The organism is Mycolicibacterium gadium, assembly GCF_010728925.1.
GTDB classification, from domain to species: Bacteria; Actinomycetota; Actinomycetes; order Mycobacteriales; family Mycobacteriaceae; genus Mycobacterium; species Mycobacterium gadium.
Genome location: NZ_AP022608.1, coordinates 4,879,787 through 4,894,511, shown reverse-complemented (window position 1 = coordinate 4,894,511; position 14,725 = coordinate 4,879,787). Strand labels below are relative to the sequence as shown.

Here is a 14,725-nt window from a genome sequence, read left to right as displayed (position 1 = left end):
CGTGACCGGTTTCGATTCGGGGAAGTCGGCAAGCGACCGTCCCGCCCTCAAGCAGCAGCTGACGCTGACCGCGCGCCTGAACAACTCGGCGTTGGACACTCGGCGTGGAGTCGTCCGTCTTCATCCGGAAGTCATTGCGGCGCTGGGTATTCGGGAATGGGACGCGGTGTCGCTGACGGGTTCCCGTACCACCGCCGCGGTGGCCGCAGTGGCACCGCCGGGCACGCCCACCGGCACCGCGCTGCTCGACGACGTCACACTGTCCAACGCAGGCGTACGTGAGGACACCACGGTGCTCGTCGCGCCTGTGACGGTTTACGGCGCACGATCGGTGACACTGTCCGGTTCGAACCTCGCGACCCGGTCGATCTCACCGGCGACGCTGCGTCAGGCACTGCTGGGCAAGGTGATGACGGTGGGCGACACGGTGTCGCTGCTCCCCCGCGAACTCGGACCCGACATCCCGACGTCGGCGGCCACGTCGGCGCTGGCGTCGTCGGTCGGCATCACGTGGACGTCGGAACTGCTGACGGTGACTGGTGTCGATCCCGTGGGACCTGTGAGCGTCCAGCCCAATTCGCTCGTCAGCTGGGGCGACGGGGTGACTCCGTCCATACCCGCATCGTCGGGGCAACCGACCGTCACCGCTGCCAAGGAGTCGACGGCGAGCACCGTCAGTTTCGACGACCTCAAGGGCGCACACGCCCAGGCGTCGCGGCTGATCGAGTGGCTCAAGCTCGCCCTCGACCAACCGCAGCTCCTCGAAACACTGGGCGCGACAGCCAATCTCGGCGTGCTCGTCTCCGGGCCGGCGGGCGTCGGAAAGGCGACCATGGTGCGGACGGTCTGCACCGACCGGCGTCTCGTCGAGCTGGACGGACCCGAGGTCGGGGCACTACGCGCCGAGGACCGGCTCACCCGTGTTGCGGCTGCGGTATCGACCGTCCGTGACGGCGGCGGCGTCCTGCTCATCACCGACATCGACGCGCTGCTCCCCTCACCCGCCGAACCCGTTGCGACACTGATCCTCACCGAGTTGCGCAACGCCGTCGCCACCCGCGGCGTGGCATTCGTGGCCACGTCCGCGCTACCCGACAACGTCGATCCACGCCTGCGTGCACCCGACCTCTGCGACCGCGAGCTCGGCTTGAGCCTGCCCGACGGCGCCATCCGCAAGCAGCTGCTGGAGGTGCTACTGCGGGACGTGCCCGCCGGTGATCTCGCCCTGACCGAAATAGCCGACCGTACGCCGGGTTTCGTCGTCGCCGACCTGTGCGCGCTGGTGCGCGAGGCCGCACTCCGGGCCGCGGCCAGGGCCAGCACCGACGGTGAACCGCCCGCGTTGACCCAGGACGACCTGACCGGCGCGCTGAGCGTGATCCGGCCCCTGTCGCGGTCGGCGTCCGAAGAGGTGTCGGTCGGTTCGGTGACGCTCGAGGACGTCGGCGACATGGCCGAGACCAAACAGGCACTCACCGAGGCCGTGCTCTGGCCACTGCAGCATCCGGAGACGTTCGAGCGCCTCGGCGTCGAGCCTCCGCGCGGCGTCCTGCTCTACGGCCCGCCCGGCTGCGGCAAGACCTTCGTGGTGCGGGCGCTGGCCAGCTCGGGTCGCCTGAGCGTGCATGCCGTGAAGGGCGCCGAGCTGATGGACAAGTGGGTCGGCGCGTCGGAGAAGGCGGTCCGCGACCTGTTCCGACGCGCGCGCGACTCGGCGCCGTCGCTGATCTTCCTCGACGAACTCGATGCGCTGGCGCCGCGGCGCGGCCAGAGTTTCGACTCCGGTGTGACCGATCGGGTCGTGGCGTCGCTACTCACCGAACTCGACGGCATCGAACCACTGCGCAACGTGGTGGTGCTCGGTGCGACGAACCGGCCCGACCTGATCGACCCGGCGTTGTTGCGGCCCGGCCGGCTAGAAAAGCTTGTCTTCGTCGAACCGCCCGACGCAGAAGCGCGTCGCGAGATCCTGCGCACCGCAGGCAAATCCGTGCCACTGGCCGATGACGTCGACCTCGACGCGCTGGCCGCCGGGCTGGAGGGCTACAGTGCCGCCGACTGTGTGGCGTTGCTGCGGGAGTCCGCACTGACGGCGATGCGGCGCTCCATCGACGCCGCCGCGGTCACCGCCGACGACGTGGCCAAGGCCCGCGAAACCGTGCGGCCGTCGCTCGACCCCGTCCAGGTCGAGTCGCTGCGGGCGTTCTCTGCCGCGCGCTGACCTACGGCCGGGCCTCGAGCACGAGGTTGAACGGAGTCTCGATCGCCCGGCGGAAACGGGTGAACCCGCCACCGTCGACCACGACTTCGCGTAGCCGCGCTTCACCTGCCTGGGCACCCAGCGCCGGACCTTTGCGTGCCAGGGAAACCGGCACGCAGATCTGGGTGGACGCGCCGTACATGACGCGACCCACCGGATTCAGATTGTCGGCCACCCGGTCATTCGCGAACGGCTCGACGAGCATCACGGTGCCGTCGTCGTTGATCGCCTCGCGCGCGTGGCGCGACACGCCGACCGGATCGGCCATGTCGTGGAGGCAGTCGAAGAACGCGATGAGATCGAAGCCCTTGTCCTGGTAGCCGACGGCATCGGCGACTTCGAAGCGCGCGTTCGTAACGCCTGCGGCAGCGGCCTTTTCGGCGGCGACCGTGATCGACTCGGCGTGATAGTCGTAGCCGACGAACTCCGTTTCGGGGAAGGACTTCGCCATCAGGATGGTGCTGGCACCGTGGCCGCATCCGACATCGGCGACCTTGGCCCCGCTCTCGAGTTTTCCGACGACGCCGTCGAGCGCCGGCAGCCACGAGCCGATCAGGTTCGAGTTGTAGCCCGCGCGAAAAAAGCGCTCCGTTCCCTCGAACAGGCAGGGGTGATGATCTCCCCACTCCATACCGCGGCCAGACCTGAAGTTCTCGAGCGTGTGCTCGAGGGCGTGGAAGGTCGCCTCGACGATGTTGTACGCGCCGGGCATGTCGACCGGCCCGTTCGGGTCGGTCAGGCACAGCGCCTGCTCTGGACTCAGCGACCACTCGTCGGATGCGGGGTCGTACTCCACATATCCGCCTGCGCCCTGATTCCCGAGCCATTCTCGGATGTAGCGCTCGTCGGTTCCGGTGCGTTCCGCCAGCTGGGACGACGTCACGGCGCCTTTCGCCAGCTCGCGATACAGCCCGAGTCGATCGCCGACGAGAATCAGCGTCGCACTCATCGCGGCCCCGAGGTCGCCCACCGCCTTGCCGAGAAATTCGTTCAACTTCGCTTCGTCGACAGCCATGGCCGCCTTCTTTCACTGATCGGAAGTGAGGTGTCCATAGTGGGCGCGATGAGCGGCCCGCGTCGGACATTCACCTCTCCCATCCGGACGTCTGTGCCCAGGCAAATAGATCTTGACAGTGGCTAGTTCGGAGGGCATAGTCGAGGCCAGAACTAGACACTGTCAAGATGAGCTTCGGGAGGCCACGATGACCGCGCCATTGACCGTTCGAGCCGGCGATCGCGAGCGTGAACAGACTTCCAACCTGCTGGGCCAAGCCCTCGCGCAGGGTTATTTCGCACTGGACGAGTACGAGACGCGCCTGCAGGCCACATTCGCCGCTCACACCACCGCCGAACTGCACGAACTCGTCGCAGACCTGCCGCTGGACCGCATCCGGCGCCACGACCCGGCGCGTAGGCAGGCGCGCCGCAGAGCGGCCTGGCGCGGCGTGCAGATCCACTTCGCGGCCTACGTCGCGATGGTCGTCATCGTGCTGACGGTGTGGCTGGCAGTCGGTCTCACAGCGGGCGCCTGGTACTTCTGGCCGGTGTGGCCGATCCTCGGCGCCGGTATCGGCGTCATCGGACACGCGGTGCCGATCCGGTTCGCCTAGCGCGTCGGGGCCAACAACGTCGCGTTACGTCTGAGTCGTCCAGTTATCCACCGCTGCAACAAGTTCCGCGGCACTCGGCACCTGCTCGTCGGCCCAGGCCACGTAGCTGTCGGGCCGCACCAGAACGGCGGAGGGAAGCTCTGGATGCCTGCCGACGACGTGCACGATGTCTGAGGAGCCGATGTTCACCGGCGTCGCCGTGATCAACACGAACTTCCCCGCGCGCAACAGTTCGTAGACACGCTCGCCGCCGCAGTCGACGTCGGGCATCCGGCGGCCCACCAACCGGTGGTCGCCGCGCTTGCGCGGGTAGGCGATTCCGATACCGCTGAGGAACTCGCGCATCAGTCGCCTGGTCTTGGGCACCCGGGTCAGCGTTCCGATGACGATAGTGCGTGCGATGCGTTGCACTTTCGAGCGTCCGAGCACCACCTGGTTGAAGGCGTCGGTGGTGCGAAGCACCGCCGCGCCGACCGGATGCCGCTCGGCTTCATACGTATCCAACAACCACGTCGGCGCCGATCCACTGACCGCGGCCGCCAGCTTCCAGCCCAGGTTCATCGCGTCCCCGATGCCGGTGTTCATGCCCTGGCCGCCGAGCGGCGAATGCACATGCGCGGCGTCACCTGCGATGAACACCCGGCCCGACCGGTAATGCCGCGCCTGTCTCCGTTCGGACAGGAACCGCGAACTCCACCTCATCTCGGTCATGCCGTAGTCCTCACCGGCGATGCGGACGAACGAATCGCGGATCTCGTCCAGCGTCACCGATTCGGTCAGCGGCGCCTGTTCGCGCAACCGATCCCATGCGATGGCGCGGAACCAGCCATCGCCGAACGGGATCATCAGCACGACACCACGCTCGTTGGTCACCCCGGTCAGGGTGTCGGAGGGTGCGCGCGTCAACGCAACGTCGGCCAGCAGGATGTGCGTCTCGTATTGCTTGCCCGCGAAGTCGATGCCGACCTGGCCGCGGACGGTGCTGTGGGCACCGTCGCAGCCGACCACGTACTTCGCGCGGATCGTCACCCCGTCGGCACACGCGACTGTGACACCACCGTCGTCCTGGGTCAGCCCGACCACTTCGGCCCCGCGCACGACGGGAACACCGAGTTCGCCGACGCGGGTCTCGAGCACCTCTTCGGTGCCGCTCTGCGGGACGATCAACAGCATCGCGTACCTGCCGGGCAGCTCCCGTAGGTCGACCGTCGTACCGCCGGGCGGAGCGAGCTCGAAGACCTGCACCCCGCGTGGCACCAGAGCCTCGGCCATCCCGCGCGCGTCGAGCAGTTCCAGCGTACGAGCGTGCACGGCGAAGGCCCTGGTGATGTTCGGTGCCGAGGCACGTTCCTCGAGAACCCGGACGGCCACGCCCGCGAGGGCGAGTTCGCAGGCCAGCATCAGACCGGTGGGTCCGGCCCCGACCACCACCACATCCACGGTGTCCATCAGCCGGATGGTAGCTGCATCGGCCCACGTAGACTGGCCGTTAAGCCCGAGCCCTAACCCGGCTGACACCCCGCTATCCGGAGTGCCTTTGCTCGCCATCCTCATCGCCCACGCGGTCGCTACTGCGCTGGCACCCCTACTCGTGCACCGCTGGGGACGGATGGCCTTCTACCCGCTGTCGCTGGTGCCGCTGGGTTCGCTGATCTGGGTCGTGACCAACTGGCCCGCGCCCGGTGAAGCCGCGACGGTCGACGTGCCGTGGGTGCCCGAGCTGTCGATGAACATCGCGCTGCGGTTCGATTCGCTGGCGGCGATCATGAGCGTGCTCGTGCTGGCGATCGGCGCCCTGGTGCTCTTTTATTGCGCCGATTACTTCGAGCACCACGACGGGCACACCGAGAAGCGGCTGCCCAGCTTCGCGGCCGAGCTGGTCGCGTTCTCCGGCGCCATGTTCGGCCTGGTGACCAGCGACAACATGCTGCTGCTCTACGTGTTCTGGGAACTGACCACGGTGTTGTCGTTTCTGCTCGTCGGCCACTACGCCGAGCGCGCCACCAGCCGCCGCGCCGCCACGCAGGCGTTGCTGGTGACGACGTTCGGCGGGCTCGCGATGCTCGTCGGCATCATCGTGCTCGGGAACCTGGCAGGCACCTATCTGCTCTCGGAGTTGGTCGCCTCGCCACCGACGGGCGTCGCGGCTTCGGTTGCCGTCGTGCTCATCCTGATCGGCGCGCTGTCCAAATCGGCGATCGTCCCCATGCACTTCTGGCTACCGGGTGCGATGGCCGCCCCGACCCCGGTCAGCGCGTATCTGCACGCAGCGGCCATGGTCAAGGCCGGCGTCTACCTACTGGCCCGCATGACACCGGGCTTCGCGGATTCCCCGCCGTGGCGTCCCATCGTCCTCACTCTCGGCATCCTCACGATGCTGTTGGCCGGCTGGCGGGCGGTGCGGGAGTACGACCTCAAGCTCATCCTCGCGTTCGGCACGGTCAGCCAGCTCGGCCTGATCACCGTCATGGTGGGTTCCGGCGGCAGCGACATGATGCTGGCCGGGTTGGCGATGCTGTGCGCACACGCAATGTTCAAGGCGTCGCTGTTCATGGTCGTCGGGGTCATCGACCACGCCACGGGCACCCGCGACATCCGCAGACTCGCCTGGCTGGGCGACCGCAGCAGAGGACTGCTCATCATCGCGGTCGCCGCCACCGCGAGCATGGCGGCCCTGCCACCGTTCCTCGGCTTCGTGGCCAAGGAGGCCGACTTCGAAACCGTGCTGCACAGTCCGGTGCTCGGCTCGGCCGCACCGTTCGTCCTTGCGGGCATCGTCCTTGGCTCAGTGTTCACCACCATCTACAGCCTGCGCTTCCTGTTCGGCGCGTTCGGTCGTAAGGGTCGACCGGAGCCCAGCACCCGCGTTTCCGAAATGCACAGTCCTGAAATCACTTTCATGATTCCGCCCGCACTGCTGGCCGCGGCTGGACTGCTGTTCGGGGTGTGGCCGACGGAGCTGGACTCCGTGTTGGACAGTTACGCGGACACGGTGCCCGGCGGCGCGGACTACGACCTCGCGCTGTGGCACGGGCTCGGCGTGCCGCTGCTGTTGTCCGTGCTCGTCCTCGGGGTCGGCGCCGCGGTGTTCTTCGGCCGGTCCCGGCTGCGCCGCATCCGTACCGTGCGGGAGCCCCTGGGCAACGCCGACAAGATCTACGACGCGTTCGTCCGCGGCTTGGACATCCTGTCGATCCGGCTCACCGCGGTCACCCAGCGCGGTTCGATCCCGGCGACACAGTCGGTGATCCTGTCCACCCTGGTACTCGTGCCCATCGTCGTGCTGGCGCTGGGCGCGCGCGATCGCCCGGACCTCGCGTTCAGAGGCTCACCCGTTCAGATCGTGGTGGGGGTCATCGTGCTCGCGGCCGCACTCGGGGCGACAGTCATGCGTAACCGCTTGGCGGCGGTCCTGCTGGTCGGGGTGACCGGCTATGGATGCGGCGCCATCTTCGCGTTCCACGGCGCGCCCGATCTGGCGTTGACGCAATTCCTGGTCGAGACGCTGATGCTGGTCATCTTCGTGCTGGTGCTGCGCGCGCTGCCCGCCGAGGCCGACCGCACTCACATCAACCGGTTCCGGTGGGCCCGGGCGGCGCTCGCGATCGCGGTCGGCGGGACGGTCACCACCCTGGCGGTCTACGCGATGGCCGCCCGCACGGGCACACCGATCGCCGAATTACTGCCCGATGCGGCATATTTCCGCGGTCACGGCGCCAACACCGTCAACGTGTTGCTCGTCGACATCCGGGCGTGGGACACGATGGCCGAGATCATGGTGCTGTTGGTCGCCGCCACCGGTGTGGCGTCGATGGTGTTCCGGCATCAGCGTTTCGGCGCCGCGCCGCGGGTTGCCGACGCCGGGCAGCCCGACATCGGATGGCTGCCGGTGACGACGCACAGCCCGGCGGTCGGCGACGTCACGTGGCTACGCGGCAGCGAGCTTCGCGACCCCAGACACCGATCACTCGTGCTGGAGGTGGCGACGCGCATCATCTTCCCCCTCATCATGGTGCTGTCGGCGTACTTCTTCTTCGCCGGGCACAACACGCCCGGTGGCGGTTTCGCGGGTGGACTGACCGCCGGCCTCGCCCTGGTGCTGCGCTATCTCGCGGGCGGCCGCTACGAGCTGGGCGAGACGCTGCCACTGGATGCGGGCAAGATCCTAGGCGCCGGGCTGCTGCTGTCCGCGGGCACCGCAACCGCCTCGCTGCTGCTGGGCGCGCCGGTGCTCTCCTCAGCCCTGATAGAGGTCGACGTGCCGGTGCTCGGAACGGTCAAGTTCGTCACGGCATTGTTCTTCGATGCCGGCGTCTACCTGATCGTCGTCGGACTCGTGCTCGATGTGCTGCGCAGCCTCGGCGCCCGCATCGACGTCGAGATGGGCAAGCAGCGTGAGGTGGTGAAGACGCCATGACCACCTATCTCGTGCCACTCATCATGATCGGTGGACTGACCAGCACTGGGGTCTATCTGTTGCTCGAACGGAACCTGACGCGAATGTTGCTGGGGCTGCTGCTGATCAGCAACGCCATCAACCTGCTGATCCTGACCGTCGGTGGCCCCTCCGGGAACCCCCCGATCCGCGGACGCACCAGCGAGGGCCAGACCAACACCGCGGATCCCTTGGCGCAAGGCATGATCCTCACGGCGATCGTCATCACCATGGGCATCGCCGCGTTCGTGCTGGCGATGACGTACCGGACGTACCGGCTGACCACCGACGAGGAAGTCGGTGACGATCCCGAAGACGCCAAGGTCTCGGAGATCGCCGCCAAAGACGCGGTGGCCATCGACGAGGACCGTCCCCAACCCGATCGGGCCCGCGACACCGACGCGCCCGACGAGTTGGATGCCCTTCCCGGACATGAGGGTTCGCGATGAGCCTCTCCGCGGTGCTGACACCGCTGCCCGTACTGATCCCGACTCTCGGCGCCGCCGCGTCGCTGTTCGCCGGCCGCAAACCGCGACTGCAGCGGCTCATCGCGCTCGGCGCACTGTCGGTCGTCGTGGTCGTATGCGCGGTCCTGCTGTACCTCGCTGACCGCGACGGCACCCTCGCGTTGCAGGTCGGCGGCTGGGGACCGACGGAAGCCGGGCTGGGACCGCTCGGCATCACCCTCGTCGTCGACCGGTTGTCGGCGCTGATGCTGCTGGTGTCGGCGATTGTGCTGCTTGCCGTCGTGTTCTACGCCATCGGACAGGGCATCCGCGACGGCGACGAACGCCAGCCGGTGTCGATCTTCCTGCCCACCTACCTCGTGCTGTCGGCGGGCGTGTGCACCGCGTTTCTGGCCGGCGACCTGTTCAACCTGTTCGTCGGGTTCGAAGTGCTGCTCGCCGCGAGCTTCGTGCTGTTGACGATCGGAGCTAGCAAGGACCGTGTTCGCGCAGGCATCTCGTACGTGATGGTGTCGATGGTCTCGTCGCTGGTGTTCCTGTTCGGCATCGCGCTCATCTACGCCACCACCGGAACGCTGAACCTGGCCGAGTTGGCCGTGCGACTCGAACACGTACCGTCGGGCACCCGCACCGCGCTGTTCGCGGTCCTGCTCGTGGCGTTCGGGATCAAGGCGGCCGTCTTTCCGCTGTCGGCGTGGCTGCCGGACTCCTACCCGACCGCACCCGCACCCGTCACGGCGGTGTTCGCCGGTCTGCTGACGAAAGTCGGTGTGTACGCGATCATCCGCGCACATTCGCTGCTGTTTCCCGGCGGCGGGCTCGATCCAATGCTGCTCGTGGCGGCGCTGCTGACCATGATCGTCGGTATCCTCGGCGCGATCGCGCAGAGCGACATCAAGCGGTTGTTGTCGTTCACGTTGGTCAGCCACATCGGCTACATGGTGTTCGGTATCGCGCTGTCGAGCGAACTCGGCATGGCCGGAGCGATCTATTACGTGGCCCACCACATCGTGGTGCAGACGACACTGTTCCTCGTCGTCGGTCTGATCGAACGCCAGGCCGGTGCGTCGACACTGCAGCGCCTCGGCGGACTCGCTGCCGCCAGCCCGATCCTGGCTTTCGTATTTGTGGTGCCCGCCCTGAACCTCGGTGGCATACCGCCGTTTTCGGGGTTCATCGGCAAGGTGGCACTGCTGGAGGCCGGCGCGCAGAACGGGTCCGCGCTGGCCTGGATTCTCGTCGGCGGCGGCGTGGTCACCAGCCTGCTCACGCTCTACGTCATCGTGCGGGTGTGGACAAAGGCCTTCTGGCGGTCCCGGGTGGACGCACCGGAAGGACATCTGGCGGCGGCCGCGCCCGCCGCACTGCTCGACGACTCCGAGGACGTCGAGTTCATCAACCGCGACGATGTCGGAAGGATGCCGGTGGGCATGCTGGTGCCGACAGGTGCGCTGATCGCGGTCGGGTTGTCGATGACACTGCTCGCCGGGCCGTTCTTTGCCTATTGCGAGCGGGCCGCCGAAGAGGTCCTCGACCCCGGCCAGTACATCTCGGCGGTGTTGGGCAAATGAGAAACGTCCTGCTCCGCGTCTGGGTGGTGTGCTGGCTGATCCTGGTGTGGATTCTGTTGTGGGGCACGTTCTCTGCGGCCAATGTCCTCTCGGGCCTGCTCGTCGCGCTGGTCATCACGCTGCTGCTGCCGCTGCCCGCGGTGCCCGTCGAGGGCAGGGTGCACCCGCTGTCCCTTGTGCGGCTGATCCTCACCGTCGGCTACTACCTGGTGCTGTCGTCGCTGCAGATCGCGTTCCTGGCCATCAGGCCCGGGCCGCCGCCGCTGTCGGCGGTCCTGCGTGCCCACCTCGCGGTGAAGTCCGATCTCGTGCTTGCGTTGGCCGTCAACATCTTCAACTTGATTCCGGGTTCGATCGTGCTGGAGATCGACCAGAGCAGGCGCATGCTCTACATGCACGTGATCGACGTCGGCAACGAGCGGTCGCTGGCCCGGTTCTATCGCCAGGTCAGCAAGGTCGAGCGGCTGCTGGTGCGGGCATTCGAGCGCGAAAACGACTGGCGGCCTGCACCGAGCAAGGAGAGCACATGAATTACGTCTGGATCGCCGCAGCGGTGATGCTGACGGCCGCGGCAGGCGTCACGATGATCCGGTTGCTCGCAGGCCCGAGCACACTCGATCGGCTGGTGGCGCTGGACACCCTTGTCGCCGTGACGATGTGCGGCATCGGCACCTGGGCTGCGTTCAGCCTCGACACGACGGTGACGTACGGCATGGCAGCGTTGGCGTTGATCACCTTCGTCGGCTCGGTGAGCGTCGCCAGATTCCGGGTGCCGGACATCGACAACTCGGGCATCACAAGGGGAGAACGATGAACGTGGTCGACATCGCGGTCGCGGTGCTCATCCTCGGCGGCTCCGCGCTGGCCCTGACCGCGGCCATGGGTGTCGTCCGCTTCCCGGACACGTTGACTCGCATGCACGCGGCGTCCAAACCGCAGGTGCTCGGACTGCTGTTGGTGCTCTCCGGCGCTGCGATCCGGTTGAGCGGCAACATCGACGTCGGCATGCTCGTCCTCACCGGCTTGTTCACCGTGATCACCGCACCGGTGGTGGCCAACCGGGTTGGCCAGCTGGCCTACCGGGAACAGAACGTTCGCGACGACCTGCTGACCAAGGACGAGCTGTACGAGTTCGCCGAACCCGAGAATGGTGGCAATGGCAAGAACTGACGACGACAGCTGGGACATCACCGACAGTGTCGGCGCCACCGCGCTCGGTGTGGCATGGGCCCGGGCGCAGGAAGCCTCCACCAGTTGTCCGCTGTTCACCGACTCGTATGCCCAGCGCCTCGTCGATGCCGCGATGGCTCGCGGCTGGCAGCTGCCGCCGTCGCACATGGTCGAACGGATCCGGGCGATCTCGAACTACGCCGCCTCGCGCACCAAGTGGTTCGACGACTTCTTCATCGCCGCCAATGCGCACGGCGTCGTGCAGGCCGTCATCCTCGCGGCCGGGCTCGATGCCAGGGCATGGCGGCTGCCGTGGGCGGACGACAGCGTCGTCTTCGAGATCGATCAGCCGAAGGTGCTCGCCTTCAAGGCCGAGACGCTGATTGACGATCGCCCGGCCGCGCGCTACGTCCCCGTGCCGATCGATTTGCGCCAGGACTGGCCGAAAGCCCTGCGCGACGCGGGTTTCGACCCGCAGGAACCGACGGCGTGGATTGCCGAGGGCCTGCTGCCCGACCTGCCCGCCGAAGGTCAGGACCTGTTGTTCGAGCGCATTCACGAACTCAGCGCGCCGGGCAGCCGGATCGGCGTCGAGGACCGCGCCGACGTCGCCGACTGGCTGATGGATCACGGCTGGCGGGTGTCGTCGGAGGAAGCCGACGCGCTGATGCTGCGTTACCGCCGCCCGCCCACCGAGGACATCACACCCCGAACCACGTTCGTCGAGGGCGTGCGGGGCTAGCCGAAACCTACTCGGAGAGCTGGAATTCGACCATGGCGGTAACGGTGTCCACGGCTTCGCTGAGCGCGGCTACCCGCGCGGCGGCAGTGGGCGCGGCCAGCACGGCGTAGCGGTCGGCCTGTCCCATGGGTAGACGGGATGCCAACGCGTACATCCACATTGCGGCATCCCCGGACGCGTCCGCGCCGGCGACGATGTCCCGCGCCACCACCTGTGCTCCACGCGCCTGGGCGATCCGCTCGAACAGCGCGACCATGCGGTCCTCGATGTCCCTGATCGCGTCCACGTCGACGGCCTCACCCGGTTCGTCGGGCCACTCCTCCACCGCCGCGCGCGGATACGGGTTGTCGGGTTGCCACTCGACCACCCGGATCCGCTCGGCCATCACACAGCGCAAGCGATAGCGGCCGTCGCCGAGGTCGGCGGCCTCCGTGATGCGTGCCATGGCACCGACGTCGCTGCGCATGTCACCGCCGCCTACCTCTCGGCCCGCCGAGATCAACACGACGCCGAACGCCGGATCATCCGTCGTCAGGCAGTCCGAAACCAGTGCTGCGTAACGAGGTTCAAAAATCCGCAACGGCAGTTCCTCGCCGGGCAGCATCGCCACCTGCAGCGGGAACATGGGCGTGACGAGCATCCTCAGATGTCCAGTTCGGCGACGAGCGCGTCGACCACCGCACGCAGGTCGCCGTCATGCTCCTCGGCGACCCGCCGTTGCCGTTGATAAGACCCGCCCGAGGTGCAGATGTCGGAGACCAGCCGGAGTTCGTCGGCGCAGTTCAACGAGGCCGCGACCGGCTCGAGTCGATTCAGCAGGTCGTCGAGATCGTCGGTCACCAGCCGCTCGTTGCTGTCTTCGTCGAGGATGATCACCGCGTCCAGGCCGTAACGGGCTGCGCGCCACTTGTTTTCCTGTACGTGCCACGGCGGCATCGTGGGCAGCCGTTCGCCCGCGTCCAGACGATGGTCGAGGTCGACGACAAGACAGTGAGTCAATGCCACCAGCGCGCTCAACTCACGGATGTTGGAGACGCCGTCGAACACCCGCACCTCCACCGTTCCGATGTGCGGCGACGGCCGAATGTCCCAACGGATCTCGTTCATGTGGTCGATGATGCCGGTCTTCTTCTGATCGTGAACGAAGCCTTCCCACTCCCGCCACGTCTGGAAGTGGAATGGCAGCCCGGCCGTCGGCAACTGCTGGAACATCATCGCGCGGTTGGAGGCGTAGCCGGTGTCCTCACCATCCCAGAACGGCGACGATGCGGACAGCGCCAGCAGATGCGGGTAGTGGTTGAGCAGCGAGGTGTTGATCGCCATCACCTTGTGCGCCGACGAGATGCCCACGTGCACATGGACGCCCCAGATCAGCATCTGCCGACCCCACCATTGCGTGCGCTTGATCAGCTCCGCGTAGCGGGGCGCATCGGTCAGGCTCTCCGAGGTCCATTGGGCGAACGGATGCGTACCCGCGCAGAACAACTCCATGTTGCGATCGCGGACGATCTTGCGTGCGGTCCGTAGCGTCGACCGGAGGTCGTCCATCGCCTCGGGGACGGAATCGCAGACACCGGTAACGACCTCGACGGTGTTGCGCAGCAGTTCTTTGTGGACCCGAGGGTTGTTCTCCCCGAGCTCCTCGATCACCTCGGTCGCGACGTTGCTCACGTCCCGGGTTTCGGCGTCGACGAGTGCGAACTCCCACTCCACTCCCAGCGTCGGCCGGGGTGAGGCGACGAAATCTATGTGTCGGTTAGCTGGCGCCGATGACACCGCAGGCCACGCGCTTTCCGGCATCGCCGGTTGCCAGGGTGGTCTCGTCCGGCGGAGGCGCCCCGTTGACCTGCTGGTAGCGCTCCGGCGGGATGTTGGCGAAGTTGTCGGCCTTCTCGTGAATGATGATCGCGGTCTTGGCCTCACCCGTGAGGTCCTCCGCGGTGAACGCGTCGGTGGTCGTCACCAACATCGCCGAGCCGTCCTCGCGAACCTGCAGCGACGTCAGGTCACCGCTGGCGGGATGGCCGCTGTGGCCGGGCACCTGCAAATGTCCACCGGCCGAATTGAAGTCGCCGGGGGCACCGCCGGTGGGTGCGACCGAGTTGGCCTCGCACTTGCCGACCGAGTGGATGTGCAGTCCGTGGAAGCCGGGCGCGAGTTCACCGGCCTCAGTGGTCTCGACCGTGACGGTCGCATAGTTGCCCGAGAAAGCGATCTCGGCCGTGGCGACCGTCGTCCCGTTCGGGAGTTTCAGTTCGGTCGTCAGCGTCTCGCCGCTGGCGGCCTCACCCGCGCCCCCTCCGTGGCCACCGCCCTGCTCACCGGGCGCCGCAGACGGTGCCGGCGAACCGGTCCACACCGACGGCGTGGTGCCCGGCGAGGTCGCGGGTTGTTCGGGGGCGCTGCATGCGCTCAACACGAGGGCGGGAATTGCGAAGCCTGCTGCAACGGCGACGTTCTTGAGCATGTG

At 67.3% G+C, this 14,725-nt stretch carries 14 protein-coding genes; 9 read left to right on the top strand and 5 right to left on the bottom strand.

Features of this window, described 5'->3' with window-relative positions:
• Position 1: 1 nt before the first annotated feature.
• Positions 2–2,221, top strand: a complete 2,220-nt coding sequence (locus G6N36_RS24130; RefSeq protein WP_372512401.1) for an AAA family ATPase — start codon at positions 2–4, stop codon at positions 2,219–2,221.
• A gap of 1 nt (position 2,222) precedes the next feature.
• On the opposite strand, the gene G6N36_RS24125 is transcribed toward G6N36_RS24130, so the two are convergent.
• On the bottom strand, positions 2,223–3,275 hold the full coding sequence (locus G6N36_RS24125) for a class I SAM-dependent methyltransferase (RefSeq protein WP_163689299.1): 1,053 nt from the start codon (positions 3,273–3,275) through the stop codon (positions 2,223–2,225).
• A 187-nt stretch (positions 3,276–3,462) separates the two neighbouring features.
• Here G6N36_RS24125 and G6N36_RS24120 point away from each other — a divergent pair, with 187 nt between their 5' ends.
• Positions 3,463–3,870, top strand: coding sequence for a DUF1707 domain-containing protein (locus tag G6N36_RS24120; RefSeq protein WP_163689298.1), 408 nt, complete (start codon positions 3,463–3,465; stop codon positions 3,868–3,870).
• 24 nt (positions 3,871–3,894) lie between these two features.
• On the opposite strand, the gene G6N36_RS24115 is transcribed toward G6N36_RS24120, so the two are convergent.
• On the bottom strand, positions 3,895–5,319 hold the full coding sequence (locus G6N36_RS24115; RefSeq protein WP_163689297.1) for an FAD-dependent monooxygenase: 1,425 nt from the start codon (positions 5,317–5,319) through the stop codon (positions 3,895–3,897).
• An 88-nt stretch (positions 5,320–5,407) separates the two neighbouring features.
• Between G6N36_RS24115 and G6N36_RS24110 the strand changes: the two genes are divergently transcribed.
• From G6N36_RS24110 to G6N36_RS24080, 7 genes are read left to right on the top strand one after another with little or no spacing between them, the layout of a single operon-like run.
• The gene (locus G6N36_RS24110; protein WP_163690863.1) at positions 5,408–8,287 is read left to right on the top strand and encodes a Na+/H+ antiporter subunit A; all 2,880 of its coding nucleotides are present in this window, start codon (positions 5,408–5,410) and stop codon (positions 8,285–8,287) included.
• Positions 8,284–8,754 (top strand): Na(+)/H(+) antiporter subunit C, encoded by a 471-nt coding sequence (locus tag G6N36_RS24105; RefSeq protein WP_163689296.1) that lies wholly within the window; start codon positions 8,284–8,286, stop codon positions 8,752–8,754. The genes G6N36_RS24110 and G6N36_RS24105 overlap by 4 nt, the downstream gene beginning before the upstream one ends.
• Positions 8,751–10,343 (top strand): Na+/H+ antiporter subunit D, encoded by a 1,593-nt coding sequence (locus G6N36_RS24100; RefSeq protein WP_163689295.1) that lies wholly within the window; start codon positions 8,751–8,753, stop codon positions 10,341–10,343. The genes G6N36_RS24105 and G6N36_RS24100 overlap by 4 nt, the downstream gene beginning before the upstream one ends.
• Entirely contained in the window at positions 10,340–10,873 is a 534-nt protein-coding gene (locus G6N36_RS24095) for a Na+/H+ antiporter subunit E (RefSeq protein WP_163689294.1), read from the top strand. The genes G6N36_RS24100 and G6N36_RS24095 overlap by 4 nt, the downstream gene beginning before the upstream one ends.
• Positions 10,870–11,157 (top strand): monovalent cation/H+ antiporter complex subunit F, encoded by a 288-nt coding sequence (locus G6N36_RS24090; protein WP_163689293.1) that lies wholly within the window; start codon positions 10,870–10,872, stop codon positions 11,155–11,157. Before G6N36_RS24095 ends, G6N36_RS24090 begins: the two co-directional genes overlap by 4 nt.
• Positions 11,154–11,513, top strand: coding sequence for a monovalent cation/H(+) antiporter subunit G (gene mnhG, locus G6N36_RS24085; RefSeq protein ID WP_163689292.1), 360 nt, complete (start codon positions 11,154–11,156; stop codon positions 11,511–11,513). Before G6N36_RS24090 ends, mnhG begins: the two co-directional genes overlap by 4 nt.
• Positions 11,500–12,255, top strand: a complete 756-nt coding sequence (locus G6N36_RS24080; RefSeq protein WP_163689291.1) for an SAM-dependent methyltransferase — start codon at positions 11,500–11,502, stop codon at positions 12,253–12,255. The genes mnhG and G6N36_RS24080 overlap by 14 nt, the downstream gene beginning before the upstream one ends.
• A gap of 7 nt (positions 12,256–12,262) precedes the next feature.
• Here G6N36_RS24080 and G6N36_RS24075 read toward each other — a convergent pair whose 3' ends face one another.
• From G6N36_RS24075 to sodC, 3 genes are read right to left on the bottom strand one after another with little or no spacing between them, the layout of a single operon-like run.
• Complete coding sequence (locus tag G6N36_RS24075) at positions 12,263–12,895, bottom strand: LON peptidase substrate-binding domain-containing protein (protein WP_163689290.1); 633 nt, start codon at positions 12,893–12,895, stop codon at positions 12,263–12,265.
• Between the two features lie 2 nt (positions 12,896–12,897).
• A complete protein-coding gene (locus tag G6N36_RS24070; protein WP_163690862.1) occupies positions 12,898–14,031 on the bottom strand; it encodes a glutamate--cysteine ligase in 1,134 nt (377 codons plus the stop codon).
• Entirely contained in the window at positions 14,012–14,722 is a 711-nt protein-coding gene (gene sodC, locus G6N36_RS24065; RefSeq protein WP_163689289.1) for a superoxide dismutase[Cu-Zn], read from the bottom strand. Before sodC ends, G6N36_RS24070 begins: the two co-directional genes overlap by 20 nt.
• Between the last annotated feature and the right edge of the window lie 3 nt (positions 14,723–14,725).

Excerpts from the sequence above, each read along its gene's own strand:
- G6N36_RS24125 (WP_163689299.1), bottom strand. The coding sequence starts at position 3,275 with ATGGCTGTCGACGAAGCGAAGTTGAACGAATTTCTCGGCAAGGCGGTG.
- G6N36_RS24120 (WP_163689298.1), top strand. The coding sequence starts at position 3,463 with ATGACCGCGCCATTGACCGTTCGAGCCGGCGATCGCGAGCGTGAACAG.
- G6N36_RS24115 (WP_163689297.1), bottom strand. The coding sequence starts at position 5,319 with ATGGACACCGTGGATGTGGTGGTGGTCGGGGCCGGACCCACCGGTCTG.
- G6N36_RS24105 (WP_163689296.1), top strand. The coding sequence starts at position 8,284 with ATGACCACCTATCTCGTGCCACTCATCATGATCGGTGGACTGACCAGC.
- G6N36_RS24100 (WP_163689295.1), top strand. The coding sequence starts at position 8,751 with ATGAGCCTCTCCGCGGTGCTGACACCGCTGCCCGTACTGATCCCGACT.
- G6N36_RS24095 (WP_163689294.1), top strand. The coding sequence starts at position 10,340 with ATGAGAAACGTCCTGCTCCGCGTCTGGGTGGTGTGCTGGCTGATCCTG.
- G6N36_RS24090 (WP_163689293.1), top strand. The coding sequence starts at position 10,870 with ATGAATTACGTCTGGATCGCCGCAGCGGTGATGCTGACGGCCGCGGCA.
- mnhG (WP_163689292.1), top strand. The coding sequence starts at position 11,154 with ATGAACGTGGTCGACATCGCGGTCGCGGTGCTCATCCTCGGCGGCTCC.
- G6N36_RS24080 (WP_163689291.1), top strand. The coding sequence starts at position 11,500 with ATGGCAAGAACTGACGACGACAGCTGGGACATCACCGACAGTGTCGGC.
- G6N36_RS24075 (WP_163689290.1), bottom strand. The coding sequence starts at position 12,895 with ATGCTCGTCACGCCCATGTTCCCGCTGCAGGTGGCGATGCTGCCCGGC.
- sodC (WP_163689289.1), bottom strand. The coding sequence starts at position 14,722 with ATGCTCAAGAACGTCGCCGTTGCAGCAGGCTTCGCAATTCCCGCCCTC.